Here is a 19,692-nt window from a genome sequence, read left to right as displayed (position 1 = left end):
TGATAGCCGCCCGACCGCACGCCGAGGCCGCCCATGTCGATCCTCATCCACGACGAGCCCCTGCCCTACGTCCCGCGGCTGGCCGAACGGCCGCTGACGGCGATGACGCTGGTGGTGATCCATTGCACGGAGCTGCCCGACCTGGCCACCGCGCGCGCCTACGGCGAGCGGGTGCTGCACGAGGACGGCACCGGCAACAGCGGGCATTACTACATCGACCGCGACGGGACGATCAGCCGCTATGTGCCGGAAAACCGCATCGCCCATCACGTGCGCGGCCACAACGCGCATACGCTGGGCATCGAGCTCGTCAACCGCGGGCGCTGGCCGCACTGGTGGGATTCACGCCACCAGACGATGACCGAGCCCTATCCGCCGGCGCAGATCGACGCCCTGTGCGCGCTGCTCGGGCGGCTGCGCGCAAGCCTGCCGCGATTGGCCGCGATCGCCGGCCACGAAGACCTGGACACCGCGCTCGTGCCGGCCAGCGACGACCCGTCGCTCAGGGTGCCGCGCAAGCGCGATCCGGGGCCGCTGTTTCCCTGGGCCCGCCTGCAGGCGAGCGGACTCGAACGGATCGTTGCCACGCGGCCGTTATAATCGTCCGTTGCCCTGAATGGATCGCATCCATGCGCGAAGCCCACGTCCGCGAACTCATCGACCTGCTGCAGCTCGAACGGCTGGAGGACAACCTGTTCCGCGGCCAGAGCCGCGACATCGGCACGCCGTTCGTGTTCGGCGGCCAGGTGCTCGGCCAGGCGCTCTCGGCGGCCCAGCAGACCGTGGATCCGGCCCGCGCGGCGCATTCGCTGCACGCCTATTTCCTGCGCGCCGGCGACGTGCAGGCGCCGATCGTCTACAACGTCGAGCGCACCCGCGACGGTGGCTCGTTCTCGTCCCGGCGGGTGGTGGCGATCCAGCACGGCCGGCCGATCCTGGACGGCGCGATCTCTTTCCAGATCGAAGAACACGGCCTCGAACACCAGACCGCCATGCCCGCCGTGCCGATGCCGGAGGAACTCTCTCCGCTGGCGCCGATCCCGGCCGAAAAGCTCGCCGCGCTGCCAGAAAAAGTGCAACGCTGGCTGGGCCGCGACCTGCCGATCGAGTTTCGCGAGGTGCAGCCGATGGATCGCCTGGCGCCGGAAAAGCGTCCGCCCGCGCAATACATCTGGTTCCGGCTGGCCGCGCCGATCGAGGACACGCCGGCCCTGCACCGTGCCCTGCTCGCCTATGCCTCGGACTTCAACCTGATCGGCACCGCCACCCTGCCGCACGGCATCTCGCTCGCCACCCACCACATGCAGATGGCCAGCCTCGACCACGCGCTGTGGTTCCACCGGCCGTTCCGCATGGACGAATGGCTGCTCTATGCCTGCGACAGCCCCACCGCGCAGGGCGCGCGCGGCTTTGCCCGCGGCCAGGTGTTCACCCGCGACGGCCGGCTGGTCGCCTCCAGCGCCCAGGAAGGGCTGATCCGCCTGCGCGACTGAAAGACGACCCGCCATGCGCCAGCTCTACACCTCGCCACGCCACGAGAACATCGACCGCGTGGTCGCCCTGCTCAGCGAGCACGGCATCGCCGTCAAGGTGACCAACCGTTCCAACTGGAACCGGCCCGCGCACCGCCGCTTCAGCTATGCGCAGCGCAACGAGGACCGCTCGGCCTGGCCGCAGGTCTGGGTCGAGCGCGCCGACGACTACCCCCGCGCCCGCGAACTGCTGCGCGGCCTCGGCATCGAGCCCGTGGTGCGCCACGCCGAGGAACTCGCCCTCGCGCGCGAGCCTTCGCCGCAGCATCGCCGGCAGGCGCTCGTGGTGCGCGTGCGCCGGCTGGTCATGCTGGTGCTGGCCGCGGTGTTCGCCCTGCTGATGATGCGCTACCTCGGCATGCTCGGCCCGGCGCGGCCTTGACCGCCACGGCATACCACGCGGCCGGCCCAAGCCCCCGCCGGCCATAGCTTCATCGACGCCGCCGAAAGCCTGCCGACCCGCGCTTGCGGGATGCCGCCGCGGGCATAGAATCGGCCCATGCGCTCTGAACGCATCCGCCTGTTCCAGACCCTGCCGCATCCTTGCGGCTACTACGCCGAGCGCACGGCGCAGAACCTGGTGATCGATCCGGCCGCACCGCAGCTCGAGCGCATCTACGCAACCGCGCTCGGCCGCGGCTTCCGTCGCGCCGGCGGCCACCTCTATCTGCCGCATTGCCCGCAATGCCACGCCTGCACCCCCTGCCGCATCGAGGTGGAGCGCTTCGTCCCCGACCGCAGCCAGCGTCGCTGCCTGCGCCGCAACGCCGACCTCGACCTGCGCGAGGCACCGGCCGGCTTCAGCGCCGAACGTCATGAGCTCTATGCGCGCTATCTGCGCGCGCGCCACCCCGGCGGCGGCATGGACGAGGCAGACGCGAGCGACTTCCGCCGCTTCCTCACCGCGCCCTGGAGCCCGACCCTGTTCATGGAATGGCGGCTCGGCGGGCGGCTGCTCGCCGTCGCGGTCACCGACGTCTGCCTGACCGGCGTATCGGCCGTCTACACCTTCTACGATCCGGACGAAACCGCGCGCGGCCTGGGCACCTTCGCCATCCTCAAGCAGATCGAACTGGCTCAGCGCCGCGCGATTCCGTGGCTCTATCTTGGCTTCTGGATCGCACGGCATCCCAAGATGGACTACAAGCGCCGCTTCCAGCCCTTGCAGATCCGCACCGTGGACGGCTGGCAAGCCCTGGATGAGCACGCGGAGTGAGCTGCGCCCTGACTGGGCGAGGTAGCGCCGCGCATACATGCAAGGTGAGAAGAGGACGACTCGCTGAGGTGTCGTCCATGGCGCCGGGGAATCACACGTTGAACAGGAAGTGCAACACGTCGCCGTCCTTGACCACGTAGTCCTTGCCTTCCTTGCGCAAGCGGCCGGCGGCGGCGGCGCCGGCTTCGCCCTTGTACTGGATGAAATCCTCGTAGGACACCGTCTCCGCGCGGATGAAACCGCGCTCGAAGTCGCTGTGGATCACCCCGGCGGCCTGCGGCGCGGTGGCGCCGCGCTTGATCGTCCAGGCGCGCACTTCCTTCACCCCGGCGGTGAAATAGGTCTGCAGGTCGAGCAGTTTGTAGGCGGCGCGGATCACCCGGTTGAGGCCGGGCTCTTCCAGGCCGAGGTCCTTCAGGAACTCGTCGCGGTCGGCCGCGTCGAGCTGGGCCAGTTCTTCCTCGATCGCCGCGCACACCGGCACCACTTCGGCGCCCTCGGCGGCGGCGCGCGCCTTCACCGCCTCGAGATGCGGGTTGTCGGTGAACCCGTCCTCCTTGACGTTGGCGATGTACATCAAGGGCTTCAAGGTGAGCAGGAACAGATCGCGCACCAGCGCGCGCTCTTCCTCGTCCAGCCCTGCGCTGCGCGCCGGGCGGCCCTGGTCGAGCACGGCGGCGAGCTTCTGCAGCACCGGCTTTTTCGCCAGCGCCTCCTTGTCGTTGGCCTTGGCCGCGCGCTCGGCGCGGTTCAGCGCCTTTTCCACCGATTCGAGATCGGCGAGCGCGAGCTCGGTGTCGATGGTCTCGATGTCGGCGATCGGATCGACCTTGCCGGCCACGTGCACGATGTCCGGATGCTCGAAGCAGCGCACCACGTGCGCGATGGCGTCCACCTCGCGGATGTGCGCGAGGAACTTGTTGCCGAGTCCCTCGCCCTTCGAGGCGCCGGCGACCAGGCCGGCGATGTCGACGAACTCCACCGCGGTCGGCACCACCTTCTGCGGCTTGACGATCTCGGCCAGCGCCTCCAGCCGCGGGTCGGGCACCGGCACCACGCCGACGTTGGGCTCGATGGTGCAGAACGGGAAGTTGGCCGCGGCGATGCCCGCCTTGGTCAGCGCATTGAACAGGGTCGACTTGCCGACGTTGGGCAGGCCGACGATGCCGCATTTGATGCCCATGAGGTGGATCCGAAAATTTTTTAAGGAAATGGAAAATAGGGACAACGGGACGATCGGGGAAAGGCACTCGCTTTGACGATGGTCCTAGGCCCGGGTTCCCGTTCCCTGCGTGTGCAACTGCTGCATGGCCTTGTCGAACTGGCCCGCCACTGCCAGCGGCAGCACGTCCAGGGCGCGGCCGATGGCGGCGAGGATGGCTTCTTCGTCCGCTGCCGACGGGCGGCCGAGCACCCAAGGGGTGACCTTGTCCTTGTGCCCGGGGTGGCCGATGCCGATGCGCAGACGATGGAACCGGCCATGGCCCAAGTGGGCGAAGATGTCGCGCAGACCGTTCTGGCCGCCGTGACCGCCGTCGAACTTGAGCCGCACGGTGCCGGGCGGCAGATCCAGGTCGTCGTGTGCGACCAGGCACTCTTCCGGCGCGATCTTGTAATAGCGCAGCGCCGCGGCCACCGCGATGCCGCTCTTGTTCATGAAGGTGGCGGGCTTGAGCAGCCACACCGGCGTCGCGCCGATACGGACCCGGCAGGTCTCGCCATGCAGCTTGCCCTCGAAGCCGAAGCGCTCGCCCTGCGCAGCGGCCAGCGCATCCACAAACCAGAACCCGGCGTTGTGCCGGGTTCGGAGGTATTCGGCGCCGGGGTTGCCGAGGCCGACGATGAGCTTGAGTCCTGCCATGGGATGCGACCCGGCCGCGCACCGCCGGGCGCGCGGCTGGACAGCCGGTTACTTCTTCTCGCCCGGCTTGGCCTCGCCCTCGGCCGGCGTCGCGCCTTCGGCCGGGGCCGGCTCGGCCTCCTCGCGCACGGTGACCGCGGTGACCACGGCGATGTCGTGATCGGCGCCCAGATGCAGGGCCGGGATCTCCACGCCCGCCGGCAGCTTGAGCTGCGACAGGTGGACGATGTCGCCCGGCTTGAGGTTGGCCAGGTCGACCTCGATGAACTCGGGCAGATCCTTGGGCAGGCAGGAGATTTCCACTTCGGTCAGGTTGTGCGAGATGACCACGCCGCCGGTCTTGCCGGCCGGCGAGCTCTCCTGGTTCAGGAAGTGCAGCGGCACGCTGACGCGGATGGCGTGGTGCTCGTCGATGCGCAGGAAATCCAGATGCAGCATCTGCTGCTTGTATGGATGCTTCTGCCAGTCGCGCACCAGCACCTTCTGCACCTTGCCGTCGACCTCGAGGTCGAGCACGGAGGAGAAGAACCACTCGTGCTTGGCGGCGAGCAGGATGGTGTTGTGCTCGATCTGGATGTTCTCGGCCGGCTGGCCGGCACCGTAGACGACGGCGGGGACGTAGGACGCACGACGCAGGCGGCGGCTCGCACCTTTCCCTGCGTCCTTGCGGACTTCGGCCCGGATGACATGGGTCTTGGCCATGATGGGTTCACTTCCCTTAAGTCAAAGGTGATTCCGCCTCGCGGCGGAGAAATAGGCTCGCCCGCGACCAGGCGAGCCGGAAAACGCACCAGTATAACCGCAACGCGCCGGCGGCGCGGTCAATCCACGTACAGCGAGCTCACCGACTCGCCATAGGCGATGCGCCGGATCGTCTCGGCGAGCAGCTCGGCGACCGAGAGCTGGCGGATCTTGGCGCAGCCGTGCGCCTCCGGGCGCAGCGGCAGGGTATTGGTGACGACCAGCTCGTCCAGCTGCGAGCCGTCCACGTTGCCGATCGCGGCACCGGACAGCACCGGATGCACGCAGTAGGCCACCACCTTGCGCGCGCCGCGTTCCTTGAGCGCCGCCGCCGCCGCGCACAGCGTGCCTGCGGTGTCGACGATGTCGTCCACCAGCACGCAGGTCTTGCCGTCGACCTCGCCGATGATGTTCATCACCGTGGCGACGTTGGCGCGCGGCCGGCGCTTGTCGATGATGGCGAGATCGGCATCGTCCAGGCGCTTGGCGATGGCGCGGGCGCGCACCACGCCGCCGACGTCGGGACTGACCACGATCAGGTTGTCCATCGCGTACTTGCGCCAGATGTCGGCCAGCAGCAGCGGCGAGGCGTAGACGTTGTCGACCGGGATGTCGAAGAAACCCTGGATCTGGTCGGCGTGCAGGTCCACGGTGAGCACGCGGTCGACGCCGACGGTGCCGATCATCTTGGCGACCATCTTGGCGGTGATCGGCACCCGCGCCGAGCGCGGCCGGCGGTCCTGCCGGGCGTAGCCAAAATACGGGATCACCGCGGTCACGCTGGCCGCCGAGGCGCGCTTGAGGGCATCGACCAGGGTGAGCAACTCGACCAGGTTCTCCGCGCTCGGCGCGCCGGTCGGCTGGATCACGAACACCTCCTGGCGGCGCACGTTCTCCTCGATCTCGATCTGCACCTCGCCGTCGCTGAAACGGCCGACCAGCGCCTTGCCCAGTGGCACGCCCAGGCGCTGGGAGACCTCCTCGGCCAGCGCGCGGTGGGCGTTGCCGGTGAAGAGCATCGGGGTGGATGCGTCCACGGTGGACCTCTCGAGCTTGGGATGTATGCGTTGGATGGTGGCTGGGGCGGCAGGATTCGAACCTGCGCATGCGGGAATCAAAATCCCGTGCCTTAACCAGCTTGGCGACGCCCCACCATGAATCATTGCGAAGGCAAACCTTGGGCGGTGCCCGACGCGTCACGCCCCGCCGGCCCGCCGATGCCGCGCGAGTGCCGCGAGCAAGGGCGAAACCTCGACGCCCTCGGCGACCACGGCGGCGAAGTCGGCCGGGCATTGCCTGGCCACCTGCCGCGCGCGGGCGCGCGAGGTCGTCTCGAGAAACACGCAGCCGCCGCTGCCGGACAGCCGCGCCGCGCCGAAAGCACCCAACCAATCCAACGCCGCGGCCACTTTGGGGTGGCGCCGGCGCACGACCGGCGTGAAGGCATTGTCGGCCAACCCGCCCGAAACGAAGTCCGGCATTTTGGCCGGGGTGGCATTTCGTGTCAATTCAGGCGCTTGAAAAAGGCCGGCGGTGGCGACGTGCTCGTGGGGGTCGAGCACCACGTACCAGCGCCGCGGCAGCGCGAGCGGGGTCAGCCGTTCGCCGATGCCCTCCGCCCAGGCCGAACGGCCACGCACGAACACCGGCACGTCGGCCCCGAGCCGGCGGCCCAGTTCGGCGAGGGCGGCTTCGTCCAGCCCGCACCCCCACAGGTGATCGAGCGCGACCAGCACGCTGGCCGCGTCCGAACTGCCGCCGCCCAAGCCGCCGCCCATGGGGATGCGCTTGTCGATGGCGATCTCGGCGCCGAACGTCACGCCCGTGTGGTCGCGCAGCAGGCGCGCGGCGCGCAGCGCGAGATCGTCCTCCTCGGCCACCCCGGCGGCACCGGCCAGGCGACGCAACTGGCCGTCCTCGCGCACCCGCACGCGCAGCTCGTCGCCCCAGTCGAGCAGGCGGAACACCGTTTGCAGCTCGTGATAGCCGTCGACACGGCGGCCGGTGATGCGCAGGAACAGGTTGAGCTTGGCCGGAGCGGGCCAGACCGTCCAGTCGCCGCGCGCCGGCGGCTCGAGCGCGCGCGCCATGAACACGCGCAAGGCGTCGGGGAAGCCATTGGCGCGATCGCGCGCCAAGGCCCGGGCGTAATCCGGCGCATGCTTGTCGACCACGGCAAAGCCGTGTGCGGCATAGAACGGCGCATTCCACGGCACGTCGGCGACGGTGCCGAGATCGATGCGGCGATAGCCGGCCGCGCGCGCCCAGGCGCAGGCGTGTTCCAGCAGCGCACCGCCGATGCCGCGGCGGCCGTGGCGCGGCAGTACGTCGAGCTCGGCGATGCCGATACCGTCGGCGTCGGTGCGGCCCTCGTCATCCAGCCAGATGAAGCCGACCGGCGCACCGGCTTCCATCGCCACCCATACCAGGCCACGGGTGATGGCCGCTTCGAGCCGGTCCGGCGGCAAGGCCGCGGCCTGATAAAACGGCCACGCCGGATGGCCACGGAACAGCTGCACCGCGGCCCGTTCGATCGCGCACAGGGCATCGACCTGCGCGGGCACGGCGCGCTCGATGCTTGGCATCGCGTTCATCGCCCTGCAGTCGTCGATGTCGGCGCGGCGTCCAGCTCGAACGCATCGATCGCCAGCCGCACCTTGTAGGGCGGCTTCTCGGCGAACAGCTTGCGCGGCAGCGGCGGCTGGCGATCGGTGTCCCAGGCGCGGTAGTCGACCGTCCAGCCGTCCTGGCGCAGCCGTGCCGGCAGGTGATCGGCGCCGAACTCGAGCTCGGCCGGACCACCGCCGGGCGCCCTGAGCCCGAACAGCCAGGCGCGCAGCTCGTCCAGCGGCACCACCCAGCCCAGCGCCTGCTGCATCAGGGCCTCGGCGTCGCGGCCCCGCAGCGGCCCGCGCTTGTCACCCTCGAGCAGGGCGCCGTGCTCGTCCCCGCGCAGGCGCAGATCCACGCCGCTCAGGGACGGGCCATGCAGGGTGAATTCGTAGTGGGTGCCGTCCTGGCGCCAGCTGAAGTCGCCGCTGCCGCCGCCGCGGGCGTCGTACACGCCCAGCCGGCCGCGAACCTGCCAGCGCTCCACGCCGGCCAGCTGCCGCTCGCGCGCGCGCTGGGCGGCCAGGTCCTCGGGGCTGCCGCGCATGCGCACGGCCGGCACGCAACCGGCCAGGAACACGGCCAAGACGATCGCCCACCCCGCCTTGTTCATGGTTTGAGCCGCTGCAGCGTCGCCTCGAGGCTGGCGTTCTGCGGGTCGAGCCGGCGCACCTCGTCGAACACCCGCATCGCCTCGTCGCGCTTGCCGCGCTGCCACAGGACCTCGCCCAGATGCACGCCGATCTCGGCATCCTTGCGGCCCGCCCACGCGCTGCGCAGCACCCGTTCGGCCTCGTCCAGATGGCCGCGGCGATATTGCAGCCAGCCCCAGGAATCGGCGATGGCCGGATCGTTCGGCCGCGCGGCGCGGGCAATCTCGATCAGCCGCTCGGCCTCGTCCAGGTCACGGCTGGCGTCGGCCAGGGTGTAACCGAGCGCATTGCAGGCGTCCGGGTCGTTGGGGCGCAGCTTGAGCAGATGGCGGAAATCGGCCTCCGCCTGGTCGATCTGGCCGCCCTGGGCATAGGCCATGCCGCGCCCATAGAGCAGTTCCGGATCGTCGGGCATGATCTGCAGCGCGCGCCCGTAGGCGTCGGCGGCCTGCGCATAGCGCTGCTCCTGCATGTACAGCTCGGCATCGGCCTGGTAGGCGCGGCGCAGCTGCGCGGGCTGGTCGAGGTAGCTGGTTTCCAGCTGTTCCAGCAGGGCATGCGCATCGGCGCGCTTGCCCTGGCCGAACAGCAGCACCGCGCTGCGCAGATCGGCGTCGAAGGCGTGCTCGTCATCGTCGCCGACCTGGTCGTACCAGGCCAGCGCCTCGCCACGCCGCCCGAGCAGCTCCGCGAGCTGACCGAGCAGCCAGGGGCTGCGTTCCTCATCGGGGGCGCGCTGCAGCTGCTCGTAGAGCCGCGCCAGCGCGGCCTTGTCGCCGGCCTGCACCGCGAGCGCGACACGCAGGGCATAGGTATCGGCGTTCTGCGGGCCGCGATCGAGCAGCCGCGAGGCGTCGGCATAGGCGCCCTCCTGGCCGAGCAACCCGGCATAGGCCAGGCGCAGCTGGATGTCGTTCGGCGTGCGGGCGAGGGCCTGGCGCAGCATGCGCTTGGCGCCTTCGCGGTCGCCGGCCTTGTACTTGAGCTGCGCGGCCCAGGCATAGGTCTCGGGGCGCTTGAAGCGGCGTACCGCGGCATCCGCGATACGCTGGGCATAGGCGTGACGGCCGAGCTTGTCGCCGAGCTCACTCATCGCCAGCCACGCCTGTGGATCGGCCGACAGGCGCTCGGGCGTGGCCAGCGCCTCCAGGAGCTGCGCCGCCAGGGCCTGGTCGCGGGCCTCGAGCAGGATGCGGGTGAACTGCCGCCAGGCGTCTTTCTCACCGCTGTGCAGCAGGATGTCGAGCTGCCGCCGAGCCTCGGCGCCGTCGCCGCGATCCAGCGCCAGCTGCGCGCGCGCCACGGCGAGCTGCGCAGGCGTCGCCCCGAGCGCCTGCCAGCGCTCGAGTGCGCGCTGCGCGGCCTCGGCGTCGTGCACGGCGATCGCCAGCAGCGCCGCCCGCCCCGCCACCTGCGGGTCGCGGGTCAGCTGCATGGCGCGTCCGTAGTAGCCGGCGGCCGCCTTGAGATCGTTGTGCACCAGGGCCATCTCGCCGGCGATGAGCTGCGCGATGAGATCGTGATCGGCATCCGGGATCGGCACTTCGAGCCGCGCGAGCGGCTGGCCCACGCCAGCGTTCGAGGCGCCCGGAGGCGAAGCCCGCTGGGGACGGTTCACGGCGCAGGCCGCGAGCAGGAGCAGCGCGCCGACGATTGCACATTGCCGCAGTTGCTTGAACTTGGGGGTACCGCTCAGCACACTATGCTCCGTCGTACGCTTATGATTCGGCCCGTTGCGTCCGGCACCATGCTGCAAGCTTAGCCCAAGCCGGCAGACGCCCGCCGCACACCCATCATCCACGCCATGCCGCTGATCGCCCTCGGGCTCAATCACCTCACCGCGCCGGTCAGCCTGCGCGAGCAGGTCGCCTTCGACGCGGCAGCCACCGGCCAGGCGCTGCGCGAGCTGCGCCGGGAAGAAGGCGTGGAAGAGGCCCTGATCCTGTCCACCTGCAACCGTACCGAGCTCTACGTCAACGTGGCGGCGGGCGCCGAGGCGGTGCCGCAAGCATGGCTCGGCCGCCATCACCGGCTGGCGCCCGGGCGGCTGGACGAATACCTCTACCGCCACGACGAGCACGCCGCGGTGCGGCACCTCTTTCGCGTCGCCACCGGGCTTGACTCGATGGTGCTCGGCGAGCCGCAGATCCTCGGCCAGGTCAAGGACGCCTATCACCGCGCCCGCGCCGCGCAGACGCTCGGCGCTCCGCTGGACCGGCTGCTGCAGCACACCTTCGCGGTGGCCAAGCGGGTGCGTACCGACACCCGCATCGGCGCGCACACGGTGTCGGTGGCGTTCACCGCCGTCCGGCTGGCCGAGCAGGTGTTCACCGACTTAAAACAGGCCTGCGTGCTGCTGATCGGCGCCGGCGACACCATCGAGCTCGCCGCCCGGCACCTGGCGGAAAAACACGTGCGCCGACTGATCGTGGCCAACCGTACGCTGGAAAACGCCCAGGACCTCGCCGGCCGCCACGGCGGCTACGCGATCGCCCTGTCCGATCTGCCGCAGCACCTGGCCGAAGCCGACATCGTGATCGCCTCCACCGCCTCCCGCACGCCGGTGCTGACCCGGACGATGGTCGAACGGGCGATCGCCGCGCGCCGGCGCCGGCCGATGTTCATGGTCGACATCGCCGTGCCACGCGACATCGACCCCGCCGTCGGCGCGCTCGACGACGTCTATCTCTACGGCATCGACGACCTGAAGCAGGTGATCGACGACCACCTGCGCTCGCGCGAGGCCGCCGCGCGCGAGGCCGAGGCGATCATCGACCTGCAGGTGGAGCGCTACATGGCCTGGCGCCGCGCGCTCACCGTGCGCAACCCGGTGGTGGACCTGCGCCAGCATGCCGAACGCCATCGCGACGAGGTGCTGGCCAAGGCCCAGGCCATGCTCGCGCACGGCAAGCCGCCGGCCGAGGCGCTGGCCTTTCTGGCCAACACGCTGACCAACAAGCTGCTGCACCAGCCGAGTGCCCGCCTGCGCGAGGCCGCGCTGGCCGGCGATCTCGACCTGCTGCATGCCGCCGGCCGTCTATACGGCCAATCGGAAGAGACCGAACTGCGCGAGGAGTAGCTCGGCCCGGATGCCGCCACGGCGCCTTCGCGCCGGCCGTCCGCCCCCTGCCCTTGCCCGTTCCGAGCCGCCGATGACGACGCCTGCCCTGCACCGCAAACTCGAAACCCTGAGCGAACGCCACGAGGAGCTCGGCCACCTGCTCGGTGCGCCCGAGGTGCTCGCCGACCCTGCGCGTTTTCGCGAGCTTTCGCGCGAATATGCCCAGCTCGAACCCCTCGTCGCCGCCTTGCGCGCGCACGAGCAAACACAACGCGAACTCGCCGATGCCGAGGCGATGCTGGACGATCCCGAACTCGGCGAACTGGCCGCCGCCGACCTGCAGGGGCTCAAGGACCGCCTGGCCGCACTCGAGCAGGAGATCGAGCGCCTGCTGCTGCCGCGCGATCCGCGCGACGAGGCCAACCTGTTCCTCGAGGTGCGTGCCGGCACCGGTGGCGACGAGGCGGCGCTGTTCGCCGGCGATCTGTTCCGCATGTATGCGCGCTACGCCGAGCGGCGCGGCTGGCGGGTGGAGATCCTCTCCGAAAGCCCGGGCGAGCATGGCGGCTACAAGGAGATCGTCGCCCGCGTGGAAGGCCGCGGCGCCTATTCGCGGCTCAAGTACGAATCGGGCACGCACCGCGTGCAGCGCGTGCCGGCTACCGAATCGCAGGGGCGCATCCACACTTCCGCCGCCACCGTGGCGATCCTGCCGGAGCTGGACGAGATTGACGAGATCGAGCTCAACCCGGCCGAGCTCAAGATCGACACCTTCCGCGCCTCCGGCGCCGGCGGCCAGCACGTCAACAAGACCGACTCGGCCATCCGCATCACCCACCTGCCCTCGGGCATCGTGGTCGAGTGCCAGGACGAACGCAGCCAGCACAAGAACCGCGCCCGCGCGATGAGCCTCCTGAAGGCGCGGCTGCTCGACGAGGCGCAGCGCAAGCAGACGGCCCAACAGGCCGAGGCGCGTCGGCTGCAGGTCGGTTCGGGCGATCGCAGCCAGCGCATCCGCACCTACAACTTCCCGCAGGGCCGGGTCACCGACCACCGCATCAACCTCACCCTGTATCGCCTGCCCGAGATCCTGGAGGGCGATCTGGACGAACTCATGGACGCGCTGGCCCGCGAGGACCAGATCGACCAACTCAAGCAGCTCCACGCCTGACCGGGGGCTTCACAGCACGCGGAAATCCGCCGGCGGCTCGGCGTTCAGCGCCTCCCGCCGCACCGCCTCGACCCGCGCTGCCGGCGGCCCCTGCCAGAGCCAGCGCTCCAGCGCGTCCAGTGCTTCCGGCGCGCCGAAGGCGACCACTTCCACGCGGCCGTCATCCAGGTTGCGCGCGTATCCGACAAGGCCCAGATGGCGGGCCCGCTCGCGCGTGGCGGCGCGATAGAACACGCCCTGCACGCGTCCGCTGACGAGAAAGCGGGCGCCGTTCATGGCAGACCGGTCACGGCGCCGAGCTCAGCCGCGCCGACCGGGCGGTCGAAACGCCGGACCACGCTGCCGTCCGGCGCAATGAGATAGGTGGTCGGCAGCACCCGCGGCGCCGCGAACCCGGGCAGTGCCGCATCCAGGGTGAGCCGGGCGATCGGATAGGCGACCGGATGGGCGGCGACGAAGGCCTTGAGCTCGGCCGGGTCGGTGTCGTCGTAGGCGATGCCAATCGCGGCGATCTTGTCGCGATGCCGGGCGACGTAGGCGGACAGTTCGGGCATCTCCTTGATGCACGGCGCGCACCAGGTGGCCCAGAAATTGACGATCACCCAATGCCCGCGCTGCGCGGCGAGCCGGAAATGGCCGCCATCCAGCGTGGTGAGCGTGAAGTCCGGAGGCGTCGCCGCCGGCAGACTGCCGGCCAGGACCAGCAGCAGCGCGCCGAGCAGGCCGCGGCACAGGGTTTTTTTCATGGGACAGGCACCTCGCGTGGAGCATCGCCGGGCGGCGGATAGGCTTCGTCCAGCCGCGTGGCGAGCCGGCTGGTGATGGCCTCGGCCGTTTCCTCCAGCAGCCCGATCAGCTTGGCCGGCAACACGATGCCGAGCGTGCGCACCAGCTGGATGGGCTGCAGCGGCAGACGGTAACGGCTGTGCCGGTAGACGTGCAGCAGGTCGGTGCTGTCCAGGCTGCGCACCAGCAGCCAGCCGCCGCCCTCGCCGCGCTGGATCAGCCCCGCGCGCTGCAGGTCGTCGAAATACATCGCGATCTGCGTGTTGCGCAGATACGGCTCGTGCAGCCGCACGGTCGCCGGATCCAGCCGCTCGCCATGCCGCTGGGCGTCGATGAACCGGCCCAGCACCACCAGCAACCCCAGGAACTCGCCGCCCTCGGGCAGCACCTGGGTGGGCGCGTGGTACTCGTAGGCCGAGAGCGAGGCGGCGATGGAGGCGGCGAGGATGACGATCACCCAGGCCAGGTAGATCCACAGCAGGAAGATCGGGATCACCGCCAGCGCGCCGTAGATCTGCTGGTAGTTGTGCGCGCCGCGGACGAACACGGCGAACCCCCAGCGGGCCACCTCGAACAGGATCGCGCCGAGCAGGGCGCCGATCGTCGCGTCGCGGCGCGGCACCCGGCAATTGGGCACCAGCGCGTACATCAGCCACAGGGCGACAAAGGTGACCAGGAACGGCAGCACGCGCAGCCATTGCTGGGTAAGCGTGGGCGACACCGAGGCATCGCGCAGCAGCGGCATCGCGGTGACATACGAGGCCGCGGCCAGCCCGCCGACGGCCAGGATCGGCCCCAGCGTGAGCGCGGTCCAGTACAGCAGCAAGCGCGAACCCCAGGAACGCGGCTGGTAGACGCGCCAGATGCGGTTCAGGCGATCCTCGATGCTGACCATCATCGACAGCGCGCTGAACAGCATGCCGAGGATGCCGATGCCGGTCAGCTGGCTGGCGTTGGCGGCAAACCCCGTCAGCGCGGCGCGCACCTGGGCCCCCGTCGCCGGCACGAAATTGCGGAAGACGAAGTCGAGCAGGCGGTCGCGCGCGCCCTCGAACACCTGGAACGCCGAGATCATCGCGAACACCGCCACGGTGAGCGGCACCAGCGACACCAGCGTGGTGTAGGACAGTGCGCCGGCGGTCTCGAAACACTTGTCGTCCAGGAAGCGCTGCCAGAGGAAGCGCACGAAGGCCCGGATGCGGTCACGGTCGATGCGCACTCGCCAGTTCTCCGGAAAAGTCCAACCCAAGGGATGCGCGAAGGCTGCCGCTACACTAGTGCATCGCCCGTGAGCACTGCATGCCCCGCATGGACATCCTGGTTCTCTACTACAGCCGCACCGGCCATACCGCCAAGCTCGCGCGGCTCATCGCCCGCGGCGTGGAAGAAGTGCCCGGCATGTACGCACGGCTGCGCCAGGTGCCGCCGGTGGCGCCGGTCACCGAACTGGCCCAGCCGCCCGAGCCGGAAGCCGGCGCGCCCTATGCCAGCCATGCAGACCTCATCGACTGCGCGGGTCTCGCGCTCGGCAGTCCGACCCGTTTCGGCAACATGGCCGCGCCGCTCAAGCATTTCCTCGACGGCACCGGCGACCTGTGGGCGAGCGGCGCGCTGGCCGGCAAACCGGCGGCAGTCTTCACCAGCACCGCCAGCCTGCACGGCGGCCAGGAAAGCACCCTGCTCAGCATGGCGCTGCCGCTCCTGCACCAGGGCATGCTGCTGGTCGGCCTGCCTTACACGGAGCCCGCGCTCACGCTGACTCGCGGCGGCGGCACGCCGTACGGCGCGAGCCACCTGGCCGGTGCGGACGGCGAGCGCGCCATCGACGAGCACGAACACGCCCTGGCCCGCGCGCTCGGGCGCCGGCTGGCGGACGTCGCCCGCCGTCTCGCCACCAGCGCATGAGCGCGGCCGGTCCGTCCACGGTGCAACGCGTCGGCCTCGCCGCCTGGGCCGCCTTGTTTGCGCTGCAGATCCTCTGGCATGCCTGGCTGGCTCCGCCCGCGCGGCTGCCGGTCGCCTTCGTACTCGCCATCACCGCACTGCCGCTGCTCGCGCCGCTGCTGGCGATCCGTCGCGTGCAGCGCGCGCTGCTGTGGGCGGGCATCCTGTCCCTGTGCTACTTCTGCCATGGCGTGAGCGAGGCCTGGAGCGACCCCGCCACGCGCACGCTGGCGCTGGTGGAGATCGCGCTCACCCTGCTCCTGATCGGCGCGCTCGGCGCCGGCGTACGGCGACGGCCGGTGCGCTGAACCGCTATGCGGCGCCGTGGCCGGCCAGCGTGGTCAGCAGCACGTGCCAGAAGCGCAGGTCCTCGTAGAACGACTGCACCGGGATGCGCTCGTTCAGACCGTGGGCGAATTCGTCGCTGCTCTTGATGAAGACGCAGCCGACGCCGTAGGTCGGGATGCCGGCGGCGCGGAAATACAGCCCGTCGGTGGCGCCCGATTCCTGCATCGGCGTGACCGGCACGCCCGGATGGATGGCGTGGACCGCCTTGCCGACCGCGGCGAGCACGTCCGCGCGCAGCGGCGAGGCGTCGCTGGCCAGCGCCTTGCCGATCGGCGTCACCGCGACCTCCGGCCCGACCAGCGCGGCCAGCGTGCGCTGCACCTCGGCGACGGCGACGCCGGGGAAGATGCGGCAGTTGACCGTGGCGGTGGCCGACTGCGGCAGCGCGTTCTCGGCATGCCCGCCGCGCAGCAGCGTCGCCACGCAGGTGGTGCGCGTCTTGCCCACTTCGGCAGGCTCGCCGGCGAGCAGTTCGGCGGCGGCGGCATCGTGCGGGTCGCGCGCGAAGTGGCGCATCGCCTTGCCGAGCGCGCCAGGCGTCACCGCGCCGCGCGCCTTGAACGAGGCCAGCGTGGTGTCGTTCCACATCACCGGGAAGCGGAACGTCCTGAGCTTCTCCAGCGCGTCGGCCAGCGCGTAGATGGCGTTGTCGGCGCGCGGCTGCGAACTGTGCCCGCCGGGATTGTGCGTGGTCAGCTCGAAGCTCGCGTAGGTCTTCTCGGCGGTCTGCAGATCGTACATCAACGGCCGGCCCTGTTCGTCCAGTTCGCCGCCGCCGGCGTCGGTGTTGAGCGCGAATTCCGCATCCACCCAGTCACGGTGCCGCGCGAGCAGTTCGGCGACGGTGTCCTGGGCGGTTTCCTCATCGCCGGTGAACACGATGACGAGATCGCGGCTGGGCACGAAGCCCTCGCGCTTCAGGCGCAGGAAGCTCGCGGTGAGCACGGTGACGCCGCTCTTGATGTCTTCGGTGCCGCGGCCGTAGAAGTAGCCGTTCTCCTCGGTCAGCGTGAACGGGTCGCGTTGCCAGTCCTCGCGCCGCGCGGTGACCACGTCCATGTGCGCGAGCAGCGCGATCGGCCGTCCGCCGCTGCCGTCGCCGCGGTAGCGCACCACCAGCGCGGCGGTCTCGCCGTGCGGCATCAGGTGGATGTCGGCGGCGGGAAAACCCGCCTCGCGGAAGCGCCCGGCGAGGTATTCGGCCATCACCGGCACCTGGCCCTGGCCGGCCTCGGTGCGGAAGGCGATCAGTCGCGCGAAGAGCTCACGCGCCTCGCGCTCGTTGGCATCCAGCCCGCTCGCCGAAGCGAGACCGGCGAACGCGGTCAACACGAGCCACAGACAAGTCTTGAACACCTCAGGCTCCCCCCTGGCACGGCCTTGGAAAAGGCCAGAGTATCGCCCGCGTGAGGGCACCGTGCACGCGGTCCTATACTCGGCCCAAGCTTGGCCTCGTAAGGAGTTGTCCATGGCCTTCCTGCAGGATCCGCCGCAACTGGATCATCCCTATCGCAGCGACCGGCTGCTGCTCGATCTTCTCGACCGCCACCTGCCGACCGAGCGCCGCGAGGCGCTGGATGCCGATCTGGACGCGCTCGGTCACTATGCCTTGAAGGCGTGGCAGCGCGAGCGCGCAAGCACACCGAAAAAACCGCTATTCACCGCCTGGGACGCCTGGGGTCGCCGCATCGACCGCATCGAGCTCACCCCGGCCTGGCAGGAAGGGGCCTGGCTCACCACCCGCCATGCCCTCCTCGCCGCCGGCCACGAGGCGCACGTCCACGCGCGTCTGGAGCAGTTCGCCCGCGTCTACCTCTACCACGTGGCGAGCGCCTTCTACACCTGTCCACTGGCGATGACCGACGGCGCCGCCACCGCGCTCAAGGCCTCGGGCAACGCCGCGCTGGGCGAACGCGCGCTGCCGCACTTCCTGAGCCGCGACCCGGAGGCTTTCTGGCTCAGCGGGCAATGGATGACCGAAACCGCCGGCGGCTCGGATGTCGGCCGGACCGAGACAATCGCCCGCCGCGATGCCGACGGGCAATGGCGGCTGTACGGGCGCAAGTGGTTCAGTTCGGCGGTGGTCGGCGAGGCCGCGCTCGCCTTGGCGAGGCCGGAAGGCGCCGGCCCCGGCAGCCGCGCCCTGGCGCTGTTCTATGTCGAGACGACGGAGCACGGCCGGCGGCGGCCGGAGATCCTCATCGACCGGCTCAAGGACAAGCTCGGCACCCACGAGCTGCCGACCGCCGAGATCCATCTGGACGGTCTGCCCGCCTGGCCGGTGGGCGAGCTCGCGCACGGTGTGCGGCAGATCGCGCCGGTGCTCAACATCACCCGACTGTGGAACGCGGTATGCGCGCTCGCCAGCATGAGCCGCGCGGTGGCGCTGGCACGCGACTATGCGGCGCGCAGGCAGGCCTTCGGCCGGCCACTGATCGAGCAGCCGCTGCACGTGGAGACGCTGGCCGGCCTTGTCGCGGAAATGGAGGCGGCCTTCGCGCTGGTGCTCGCCCTGCCGCGCCTGCTCGGCCGGGTCGAACAGGGCCTCGCCACGCCGCACGAGGCAGCGCTGCTGCGCCTGCTCACCCCACTGGCCAAGCTGTGGACCGGCAAGCTGGCGGTGGCAGTTTGCTCGGAGGCGCTGGAATGCTTCGGCGGCGCCGGCTACATCGAGGACACCGGCCTGCCGCAGCTGCTGCGCGATGCGCAGGTCTATCCGATCTGGGAAGGCACCACCAACGTGCTCGCCCTGGACGTGCTGCGCGTGCTCGAGGCCGACGGCATCGAGCCGCTGCGTCAGGCCATCGCCGCATGGCTGACCAACGCCGCGCCGGCCGCCGCGCAGGTCGTGCAGGGCGCGCTGGATGCGGCCACGTGCTGGCTGGAGGGCCACGGCGCCACCCGCGAGCGGCGCGAGGCTGGCGCCCGGGGCTTCGCGTTCACCCTGGCCCGCAGTGCCGCCGCGGCGCTGCTCGCCGACCAGGCGGCCTGGGCCAAGAGTCGCGGCGACCTGCGACCCGGCGCGGCCTTGCGCATCTTCCTCGCCCACGGTCTGGATCGCCTGACCACGCTGGATGCCGCCGACACCCGCCTGCTCACCGCGTGAACGCGCGACGGCGCGGGTCTTCTCCGTTCGGGCACGGCGCCCCGCCGTGCCAGGCGAGCTCGTGACGACAGAAACGGCCGACGCATCCAGCGATGCCGCCTAGAATGCGGTGTTTCTTTCCAGCCCAGGGCAGACCATGCAGCACCTCACCATCGTCACCACCGGCGGCACCATCGACAAGATCTATTTCGACGCCAAGTCGAACTACGAAATCGGCGAGCCGCAGATCGGCGAGATCCTGAGCCAGCTCAACGTCGCCTTCAGCTTCGACGTCATCCCGATCCTGCGCAAGGACAGCCTGGACCTCACCGCCGAGGACCGCGCGCTGATCCGCGCCACCATCGAGGCCCAGCCGCACAAGCACGTGCTGGTCACCCACGGCACCGACACCATGGTGGAAACCGCACGCGAACTGGCAGCCATCCGGGGCAAGGTGATCGTGCTCACCGGCGCGCTCAATCCGGCCCGCTTCCAGGGCTCGGACGCGGTCTTCAACATTGGTGGCGCGGTCATCGCCGTGCAGACCCTGCCCCAAGGGGTCTACATCGTCATGAACGGCCGGGTCTGGGACCCGGCACGGGTACGCAAGAACCGCGAGGCCAACCGCTTCGAAGCGGCATGAAAAAAACGGGCCCGGCCTTCCTGGCCGGGCCCGCGGGCTTC

At 70.3% G+C, this 19,692-nt stretch carries 21 protein-coding genes and 1 tRNA gene; 10 read left to right on the top strand and 12 right to left on the bottom strand.

All coding sequences use genetic code 11. From position 1 onward, the window contains the following. The first annotated feature begins 33 nt into the window (after nucleotides 1–33). The 4 genes from ALSL_RS04655 (at nucleotide 34) to ALSL_RS04640 (ending at nucleotide 2,748) form a co-directional block, all read left to right on the top strand. Entirely contained in the window at nucleotides 34–600 is a 567-nt protein-coding gene (locus tag ALSL_RS04655) for an N-acetylmuramoyl-L-alanine amidase (RefSeq protein WP_126536902.1), read from the top strand. A 29-nt stretch (nucleotides 601–629) separates the two neighbouring features. Next, the gene (locus ALSL_RS04650) at nucleotides 630–1,493 is read left to right on the top strand and encodes an acyl-CoA thioesterase (protein ID WP_126536900.1); all 864 of its coding nucleotides are present in this window, start codon (nucleotides 630–632) and stop codon (nucleotides 1,491–1,493) included. Between the two features lie 13 nt (nucleotides 1,494–1,506). After that, nucleotides 1,507–1,914, top strand: a complete 408-nt coding sequence (locus ALSL_RS04645) for a hypothetical protein (RefSeq protein ID WP_126536898.1) — start codon at nucleotides 1,507–1,509, stop codon at nucleotides 1,912–1,914. Nucleotides 1,915–2,031: 117 nt separating this feature from the next. Further along, nucleotides 2,032–2,748, top strand: coding sequence for an arginyltransferase (locus ALSL_RS04640; protein ID WP_126536896.1), 717 nt, complete (start codon nucleotides 2,032–2,034; stop codon nucleotides 2,746–2,748). A gap of 91 nt (nucleotides 2,749–2,839) precedes the next feature. Here the strand turns inward: ALSL_RS04640 and ychF are convergent, their stop codons facing one another. The 8 genes from ychF to ALSL_RS04600 form a co-directional block, all read right to left on the bottom strand. Beyond that, on the bottom strand, nucleotides 2,840–3,931 hold the full coding sequence (gene ychF / locus ALSL_RS04635; RefSeq protein ID WP_126536894.1) for a redox-regulated ATPase YchF: 1,092 nt from the start codon (nucleotides 3,929–3,931) through the stop codon (nucleotides 2,840–2,842). Between the two features lie 84 nt (nucleotides 3,932–4,015). Further along, nucleotides 4,016–4,609 carry an aminoacyl-tRNA hydrolase gene (pth, locus tag ALSL_RS04630; RefSeq protein WP_126536892.1) on the bottom strand — a complete coding sequence of 198 codons (594 nt, stop codon included), beginning with the start codon at nucleotides 4,607–4,609 and terminating at the stop codon, nucleotides 4,016–4,018. A gap of 48 nt (nucleotides 4,610–4,657) precedes the next feature. Next, nucleotides 4,658–5,311, bottom strand: a complete 654-nt coding sequence (locus tag ALSL_RS04625) for a 50S ribosomal protein L25/general stress protein Ctc (RefSeq protein WP_126536890.1) — start codon at nucleotides 5,309–5,311, stop codon at nucleotides 4,658–4,660. Between the two features lie 119 nt (nucleotides 5,312–5,430). Next, complete coding sequence (locus tag ALSL_RS04620; RefSeq protein ID WP_126540032.1) at nucleotides 5,431–6,369, bottom strand: ribose-phosphate diphosphokinase; 939 nt, start codon at nucleotides 6,367–6,369, stop codon at nucleotides 5,431–5,433. Between the two features lie 56 nt (nucleotides 6,370–6,425). Then, a tRNA-Gln gene (locus ALSL_RS04615) sits at nucleotides 6,426–6,502 on the bottom strand. A gap of 44 nt (nucleotides 6,503–6,546) precedes the next feature. Further along, complete coding sequence (ispE, locus tag ALSL_RS04610; protein ID WP_126536888.1) at nucleotides 6,547–7,944, bottom strand: 4-(cytidine 5'-diphospho)-2-C-methyl-D-erythritol kinase; 1,398 nt, start codon at nucleotides 7,942–7,944, stop codon at nucleotides 6,547–6,549. Beyond that, complete coding sequence (gene lolB, locus ALSL_RS04605) at nucleotides 7,941–8,573, bottom strand: lipoprotein insertase outer membrane protein LolB (RefSeq protein ID WP_126536886.1); 633 nt, start codon at nucleotides 8,571–8,573, stop codon at nucleotides 7,941–7,943. The genes ispE and lolB overlap by 4 nt, the downstream gene beginning before the upstream one ends. Next, entirely contained in the window at nucleotides 8,570–10,312 is a 1,743-nt protein-coding gene (locus ALSL_RS04600) for a tetratricopeptide repeat protein (protein WP_126536884.1), read from the bottom strand. Before ALSL_RS04600 ends, lolB begins: the two co-directional genes overlap by 4 nt. A 105-nt stretch (nucleotides 10,313–10,417) precedes the next feature. Between ALSL_RS04600 and hemA the strand changes: the two genes are divergently transcribed. After that, nucleotides 10,418–11,692, top strand: a complete 1,275-nt coding sequence (gene hemA, locus ALSL_RS04595; RefSeq protein WP_126536882.1) for a glutamyl-tRNA reductase — start codon at nucleotides 10,418–10,420, stop codon at nucleotides 11,690–11,692. A 73-nt stretch (nucleotides 11,693–11,765) separates the two neighbouring features. Next, entirely contained in the window at nucleotides 11,766–12,845 is a 1,080-nt protein-coding gene (gene prfA, locus ALSL_RS04590; RefSeq protein ID WP_126536880.1) for a peptide chain release factor 1, read from the top strand. Between the two features lie 9 nt (nucleotides 12,846–12,854). Here the strand turns inward: prfA and ALSL_RS04585 are convergent, their stop codons facing one another. The 3 genes from ALSL_RS04585 to ALSL_RS04575 are packed head-to-tail and all read right to left on the bottom strand — an operon-like array spanning nucleotide 12,855 to nucleotide 14,850. Continuing rightward, nucleotides 12,855–13,121: an acylphosphatase gene (locus ALSL_RS04585; RefSeq protein WP_126536878.1), complete on the bottom strand. Its 267-nt coding sequence runs from the start codon at nucleotides 13,119–13,121 to the stop codon at nucleotides 12,855–12,857. After that, nucleotides 13,118–13,591 carry a TlpA disulfide reductase family protein gene (locus ALSL_RS04580; RefSeq protein ID WP_126536876.1) on the bottom strand — a complete coding sequence of 158 codons (474 nt, stop codon included), beginning with the start codon at nucleotides 13,589–13,591 and terminating at the stop codon, nucleotides 13,118–13,120. The genes ALSL_RS04585 and ALSL_RS04580 overlap by 4 nt, the downstream gene beginning before the upstream one ends. Beyond that, a complete protein-coding gene (locus ALSL_RS04575) occupies nucleotides 13,588–14,850 on the bottom strand; it encodes a YihY family inner membrane protein (RefSeq protein ID WP_126536874.1) in 1,263 nt (420 codons plus the stop codon). The genes ALSL_RS04580 and ALSL_RS04575 overlap by 4 nt, the downstream gene beginning before the upstream one ends. Nucleotides 14,851–14,939: 89 nt before the next feature. On the opposite strand from ALSL_RS04575, the gene wrbA reads away from it, so the two are divergent. Both wrbA and ALSL_RS04565 read left to right on the top strand, forming a co-directional pair. Further along, a complete protein-coding gene (gene wrbA, locus ALSL_RS04570; RefSeq protein ID WP_126536872.1) occupies nucleotides 14,940–15,536 on the top strand; it encodes an NAD(P)H:quinone oxidoreductase in 597 nt (198 codons plus the stop codon). Continuing rightward, the gene (locus ALSL_RS04565) at nucleotides 15,533–15,883 is read left to right on the top strand and encodes a DUF2069 domain-containing protein (RefSeq protein ID WP_126536871.1); all 351 of its coding nucleotides are present in this window, start codon (nucleotides 15,533–15,535) and stop codon (nucleotides 15,881–15,883) included. The genes wrbA and ALSL_RS04565 overlap by 4 nt, the downstream gene beginning before the upstream one ends. 4 nt (nucleotides 15,884–15,887) lie before the next feature. On the opposite strand, the gene ALSL_RS04560 is transcribed toward ALSL_RS04565, so the two are convergent. Further along, complete coding sequence (locus ALSL_RS04560; RefSeq protein ID WP_231700295.1) at nucleotides 15,888–17,279, bottom strand: M20/M25/M40 family metallo-hydrolase; 1,392 nt, start codon at nucleotides 17,277–17,279, stop codon at nucleotides 15,888–15,890. 112 nt (nucleotides 17,280–17,391) lie between these two features. Here ALSL_RS04560 and ALSL_RS04555 point away from each other — a divergent pair, with 112 nt between their 5' ends. Next, a complete protein-coding gene (locus ALSL_RS04555; RefSeq protein ID WP_126536866.1) occupies nucleotides 17,392–19,029 on the top strand; it encodes an acyl-CoA dehydrogenase family protein in 1,638 nt (545 codons plus the stop codon). A 136-nt stretch (nucleotides 19,030–19,165) separates the two neighbouring features. Continuing rightward, nucleotides 19,166–19,651 (top strand): asparaginase domain-containing protein, encoded by a 486-nt coding sequence (locus ALSL_RS04550; protein ID WP_126536864.1) that lies wholly within the window; start codon nucleotides 19,166–19,168, stop codon nucleotides 19,649–19,651. The last annotated feature ends 41 nt before the right edge of the window (nucleotides 19,652–19,692 follow it).

The organism is Aerosticca soli (genome assembly GCF_003967035.1).
Classification (GTDB): Bacteria; Pseudomonadota; Gammaproteobacteria; order Xanthomonadales; family Rhodanobacteraceae; genus Aerosticca; species Aerosticca soli.
The sequence above is the reverse complement of the archived record's forward strand: the minus strand, read 5'-3'. Positions and strand labels throughout refer to the sequence as shown.